This window comes from Caldibacillus sp. 210928-DFI.2.18, assembly GCF_020554505.1.
Taxonomy (GTDB): domain Bacteria; phylum Bacillota; class Bacilli; order Bacillales; family Caldibacillaceae; genus Caldifermentibacillus; species Caldifermentibacillus hisashii.
Genome location: NZ_JAJCHL010000127.1, coordinates 1 through 6447, shown reverse-complemented (window position 1 = coordinate 6447; position 6447 = coordinate 1). Strand labels below are relative to the sequence as shown.

Below are 6447 nucleotides of genomic sequence, written 5' to 3'. Positions count from 1 at the left end.
GAATAGGCTATGGCGCAGGAGCACATTAAAGGGGAGTTAGTTTCTCAGTCGCTGGGGACCGGAGCTAGACAAAAAAACTAGTCCAAAGTTTTTTTCTGTATTTTAATCTATCTTAATTCTGTCAATCAGGAGTTCAAGGATTATTTTTCAGACTTGGTGTTTCGGGTGGTGATTTCCGGAAAAGAAGGTTACATCTCTTTCCTATTCGAACATAAAAGCTATCCGGATAAAGCTATCGCTATACAACTGCTTAAATACATGGCAGAAATATGGGGAATGAAAATGAAAAAGGAAGAAGTAAGCGAGCTGCCAATCGTAATTCCCCTTGTTGTCTATCATGGCGAGAGTAAATGGAGATTTCCGCTCCATTTAGGAGGGTTTTTAAATGGTTTTGAGGAAATGCCACAACATGTGAAAGAATACTTGCCAAACTTTCATTACCTATTATATGACCTCTCTGATTATTCGGATGAGGAAATAAAGGGAAATGCCCAACTACGAATTATGTTGAAACTACTCCGTGATGTAGCTACAAAAAGTACTGAAGAATTTCTACGGTCTTTTTATGAGGCCAGTCACGCATTGCTCGAGATAGAGGATAAACAAAAAGGAATTGAATTTTTTGAGATAACGTTGCGATATGTATTCAATGCTGTTCGAGACTTAACAAAGAAGGACATGGAACGAATCGTGCGGCAAATTGAGACGACATTTCCAGAAGGGAGTGAAGTAGCCATGACATTGGCGGATATCTTGAGAGAGGAAGGCATGCAGGAAGGGTTGGAAAAAGGAAGACAAGAAGGAGCATCCCAAGCTTTGGCCAAAACCGCCTTGAATCAGTTGACAGAAAAATTTGGTGCATTGCCGGAACACCTAAAGGAAAACATAAGGCAAGCAGATCTTGCAACATTAGAAACCATCCTTCAAAATATATTCAAATACCAAAGTTTGGATGAGGTTAAAAAATTTTTTAAGCATTGAGTAGTTTATATTTCAATGCGTCTTTTTTTAGGAAGGGAGCAAAATCTGGAGGCTACTGAAAAAGTACAAAATAATCACTTGCTTAACACCATATTTAGATGTATTTTTGTGGTCCATCTTACTATATATTGAGTAAGTGAACTTATTCTAATTGTTTTTCAGTGGCCTCCAAAATCTGCTCTCTTTTGTTTTATAATAAAAAGGGAAACGAAAAATCAGCTTGGTCCTTTGTTTTATAAAATCAAAAACTATAGAAGGTGAACCAGTTCTTTTTAAATTTCGGAAATCACGGTTGCAATTTACTTAAACATATGGGATTACTACAAAGTCTGATCGATATTGAATTTTGTCAGTAAATACTGAACATTTTTGCAAAAATACATAAAAGACAGGTGACTAGTATGTATAAAAATGAACCAATTTTTCTACAACCGACTTTACACGAACGCATTTGGGGCGGGCAAAAATTAAAAACTGATTATGGTTATCCGATTCCTTCTGATCATACGGGGGAAGCATGGGTTATTTCCGCCCATCCGCATGGTCCGAGTATTATTGCCAATGGTGAATTAAAAGGAAAAACATTGATAGACGCATGGAATGATCACGGTGAACTTTTTAATAAAAAGGCAGGAGAAGACGAGGAATATCCTTTGCTTGTAAAAATTTTAGATGCCAATGACGACCTTTCTGTGCAAGTCCATCCAAATGATGATTTTGCCCGATCAGTGGAGGGTGTTCCTTATGGTAAAACGGAATGCTGGTACATTTTAAGTGCCGAGGAAAATGCGGAACTTGTTTTAGGGCACCATGCGAAGACGCGGGAGGAATTTGAGAAGATGGTCGATGCCGGCGAGTGGGACAAGCTTCTCCGTCGGGTGAACGTAAAGACAGGTGACTTTGTTTACGTACCAAGCGGAACCATTCATGCCATTGGAAAAGGAATTGTTATTTTGGAAACCCAGCAAAGTTCTGATATTACCTATCGCGTGTATGATTATGATCGTACGGATGCGAACGGAAACAAGCGTGAACTGCATTTAGAACGGTCAAAACAAGTAACGAATGTACCACACATAGATGCAAAAGTTGAGCAAACAGTGGAAACTTTTGGGGATCTTACCGAAAAAAAACTGGTAGAAGAACAATATTTTACCGTTTATCATTGGAATTTAAATGGAAAAACAAAACGCAACTGCCACCACGACTTTTTACAAGTGAGTGTTGTAGAGGGGAAAGCTGTTCTGACGATTGGCGACAAAACATTTGAACTGAAAAAAGGTATGCATTTTATTCTACCAAGTAGTATAAATGAGTATGAATTGAACGGACAAGCAGAATTTATCGTATCGCATGTGTAAGTGAAAAAATCGAATTAGAAATATCCGGCGCCATTGTAAAAACGGTGGTCTTTTTAGATGCATTGAAAAATTATGCTTTTTAACATGCCCTTTTCTCATAAGGGAGGAGGGCTGCTTTTAATTTTTGAAATTTTCCTTCCAGTGGATAATACCAGCATTTCTTGTAAAAAATTTTTCCCACACTTTAAAGTAAGATTTGTATTCCCACCTCAAATTTCAAGTAATTGAGGAAGATAGGTGCCATGCATCTGACATGTTCGCAGTGCACGATATTTCATTGTATTAGAAAAAGATTTTTTTTGAATAAAAAAGAACTAGTTTCCTATGAATTACAGCCTACTTTTTTGTGCAGAAAAAGTCGGGTCTAACTTTTTTTCCTACTGTATATTTAGATTTGAAAGGAGTACTTCTATGGATTGGTTGGAGAGAATGAATCGTGCCTTGGATTATATTGAGGAAAATTTGGATGAGGAAATCGAGTATAAAAAACTTGCACAAGTGGCAAATTGTTCGGAATATCATTTTTCCAGAATGTTTTCATCTCTTGCCGGGATGACGCTATCCGAATATATTCGCAGGCGCCGTTTGACTCGTGCAGCATTTGAACTTCAAAAGAGTGATCTGCGCATCCTTGATATAGCCGTTAAGTACGGGTATGAGTCAGCGGATTCTTTTTCCAGGGCATTTCAAAAAATACACGGGATAAAGCCTTCTGAGGCTCGAAATAAGGGCACATCGTTAAAAGCCTTTCCAAGAATCACCTTTCACATTTCAATAAGGGGGGAAAAGGAAATGGATTACAGAATTGAACATATTGATTATGAATTAAAGATTGTAGGAAATGGGAAATCGGTTAAAACAGCAAAAGCGTTTAAAACGATCCCTAAATTGTGGAGCGCTGCCAAAAAAGACGGTTTTACACAGCAATTAATTGACATGTCATGGGAGAATCCAAAATGTACACTTGAGGGTATTTTGGGCGTTTGTGGAAGTGAAGCGGCAATAAAAGATGAAGAATTTACCTATTTTATGGGTGTCCGCTATGATGGAGAAGTTCCAGCCGAAATGGAAACAATTACAATTCCACCGAGTACGTGGGCCGTGTTTCCGAACATCGTGGAGGCATGGAAGCGTCTGTATGTTGAATGGGTTCCAACTTCCGGATATGAACTCGCCAATTTACCTTGTATCGAATGTTACTACGGACCGAAACATAAACCGAGACATGAGCTGTGGGTCCCTGTTATTTCTTAATGTAAAAACGTCAACCGGAACAAGGTAAAAGCCGTAAAAAAGCTGAATTTTAATTTACCTAAAAGAAGGATAACCTCGCTCGCCAAAGGGTAAAGAAATCAAAAAGACGAATGGAGATATCTTTCGTCTTTCTTTTTCTTCAAAGGCCTATCTAATTATACACATATTCGACGGGGGAATGAAAAAGTATAAATATTCATAAGATTATTTGCCGAATACTAGATTTATCCTACTCTATATTATATAAGCAAACTCAGTGATCATATAGATGAGGAAGATGCTGAAAGTCAGTCCAATATGCTGAAATTATTTTTCATTAATTAATCTTGCCACTTCTCCTAAATTCGTATAAATTTGAAAGGCTTGCCGGTGCATTTCGTCTGAAGGTTCAATTAAATCAGGAATAATGATACAACGAATATTGGCACTTACTGCTGCTTGTAATCCATGGTAAGAATCTTCCAGTACTAAAGCATTTTCCGCTTTTTCACCGGCGCGACGTAACGCCTCGAGGAAAATATCCGGACTCGGTTTTCCTTTTTCTACCTCGTCGCCACTGACGTAAAAGTCAAAACGATCTTGAATTCCGCTCAGCTTTAAATTTCGCTCAATTACTTTAATAGGACTGGATGAGGCGATACATTTTTTAATTCCTTTGTCATCAAGAACATCCAACAATCGTTCTGCCCCGGGTTTAATGGCCAATCCTTCTTCCTCTATAATTTTGTCAAATTCCGCATGATATAAGTCGAAAGCATGTAGGATCGATGAGTCTTCTCCATAGATTTCAGCAAAAATTTGTTTCCCCGTTTCATCAGTTACACCAACAACTTTCAAGTAAGTTTCAAAAGAAAAATCGTAGCCTAACTTTTTCGCAGACCTTTGGAAAGCCCGAAAAAAAGTCCGCTCAGTATCGAATAACAGACCATCCATATCAAAAATAACCAGCTTTACTTGTTCCATTTTGTTGCCTCCTTTTTCAAGGTGATTATATGAATTTTACCATATTATTGGAAACAATTGTCCTAAACTTGATAGGAAATGCTGATATATGTGTACAAAAGTGAAAATCGCTAAAACCTACTACTCAAACCCTTCATGAAACAAAAATCAATTTCATAGAGCCAAAAACCGCTTATATAAACTTTCTTTCCAAAAAAAAGAGACAGTTTTCGATAATTATTATATAATTGAGCTGTGATTTCAAATACGGGCTGTTTTTGGAATTTTGATGTGAAAACATGATTTGAGTTCAAAATTTATTATATGGTTATGATTTGAAACAATTGGCGATTATCCAATCATGGTTAAAGCGATTCAAATTGCAATCTTTTAGAAATTAGCTTTATTAAAAACCCTTAACAGAAGAGGTGTACAACTTGTGCAGTTGTTAAAAAATTATAAGGAAACGATAACTCTGCTTCTTGCCATTGTTATTGGCGGTATTGCCGGGGTCATTTTTGGACAAGATTCGAGTGTTGTTAAGCCTTTTGGGGATTTATTTTTAAACTTAATGTTCATGATTATTGTGCCGCTCGTTTTTTTCAGTGTCTCATCGGCTATAGCCAATATTGGCGAAATGAAACGGTTAGGGAAAATTCTTGGAGCGATTGTTCTCGTATTTTCGGTGACAGCAATTATTTCAGCTGTCTTAGGTTATATTGGAATCCGTATCTATAATCCCTTAAAAGGTGTGGATACGTCAGCTATCATGAATATAATGGCAGATACAGATTCCGATCAATCGACAGAAGCACTTTCTTTTCTTGATCAATTAGTGAAAACTTTCACTGTTTCCGACTTTCCAATGTTATTTTCAAAAAGCAATATGCTCCAATTAATTGTTTTTTCCATTCTCTTTGGATTAGCGACAGCGATGGCAGGAGAAAAGGGTAAACCTGTTGCAAACTTATTAGCATCGGGTTCTGCCATTATGATGAATGTTGTAAAAGTCGTTATGTATTATGCACCTATTGGTTTGGGATGTTATTTTGCAACAATAGTCGGTGAACTTGGTCCGCAAATTTTAAACGGATATGTACGTGTCTTTGTACTATATTTAGCATTATCTGTTTTTTATTACTTTGGATTTTTTACTTTATATGCCTTTTTTGCCGGTGGAAAAGAGGGTGTTCGTGTATTCTGGAAAAATGCCATTACCCCATCAATTACAGCCGTTGCGACGTGTTCAAGTGCCGCTTGTATTCCGGTGAACCTGGCAGCAGTTAAAAAAATGGGCGTTCCGCAAGACATTGCTGAAACAGTGATTCCACTTGGAGCCAACACCCATAAAGATGGCTCGGTTTTTGGCGGCGTATGTAAAATTGTATTTCTTTTTCTATTATTTGATAAGGATATGACGAGTTTCACTAGTGTTCTCAGCATTATTGGTGTTGCCTTTTTAGTCGGTGCTGTCATGGGAGCCATTCCAAGTGGCGGCATGATTGGGGAAATGTTAATACTAAGTGTATTTGGTTTTCCTCCTGAAGTGTTACCAATCATCGCTGTCATCAGTACGATAATAGATATTCCGGCGACACTGCTGAATTCAACCGGAAATACGGTTTGTGGTATGATGGTGAGCCGCCTTATTGAAGGGAAAGATTGGTTATCACAACGGGCTGGAAAATTGAAAGAAAGAATCGGATAAAAGAGAGACCGGGGTTTTGGTGGACCTCGGTTTTTTCATTAAAGGATAAATCTTCAGTAAGGATGGATGGAATTCGGCGCCTACTACAGTTTATCTTGTCCTATAGACTAGGCACGTCTTGCTTCTATGAGACATTTTTTTCATTTTTTCAAAGCAATTTGTCCCATAGCGGCGTTCTATGAGACAGTTTTCCCTCTCTTA

5 protein-coding genes are annotated in these 6447 nt (G+C 37.7%); 4 read left to right on the top strand and 1 reads right to left on the bottom strand.

The features are described from left to right. Nucleotides 1–99: 99 nt before the first annotated feature. The 3 genes from LIZ98_RS16405 to LIZ98_RS16395 all read left to right on the top strand — a co-directional run bounded on the left by LIZ98_RS16405 (nt 100) and on the right by LIZ98_RS16395 (nt 3596). Nucleotides 100–981, top strand: a complete 882-nt coding sequence (locus LIZ98_RS16405) for an Rpn family recombination-promoting nuclease/putative transposase (RefSeq protein WP_309244563.1) — start codon at nt 100–102, stop codon at nt 979–981. Between the two features lie 401 nt (nt 982–1382). After that, complete coding sequence (gene manA, locus LIZ98_RS16400; protein ID WP_227092601.1) at nt 1383–2342, top strand: mannose-6-phosphate isomerase, class I; 960 nt, start codon at nt 1383–1385, stop codon at nt 2340–2342. Nucleotides 2343–2753: 411 nt separating this feature from the next. Next, a complete protein-coding gene (locus LIZ98_RS16395) occupies nt 2754–3596 on the top strand; it encodes an AraC family transcriptional regulator (protein WP_041847065.1) in 843 nt (280 codons plus the stop codon). 306 nt (nt 3597–3902) lie between these two features. Here the strand turns inward: LIZ98_RS16395 and LIZ98_RS16390 are convergent, their stop codons facing one another. Continuing rightward, nucleotides 3903–4559, bottom strand: coding sequence for an HAD family hydrolase (locus LIZ98_RS16390; protein ID WP_095142025.1), 657 nt, complete (start codon nt 4557–4559; stop codon nt 3903–3905). 418 nt (nt 4560–4977) lie between these two features. Here LIZ98_RS16390 and LIZ98_RS16385 point away from each other — a divergent pair, with 418 nt between their 5' ends. Then, the gene (locus LIZ98_RS16385; protein WP_227140275.1) at nt 4978–6246 is read left to right on the top strand and encodes a dicarboxylate/amino acid:cation symporter; all 1269 of its coding nucleotides are present in this window, start codon (nt 4978–4980) and stop codon (nt 6244–6246) included. The last annotated feature ends 201 nt before the right edge of the window (nt 6247–6447 follow it).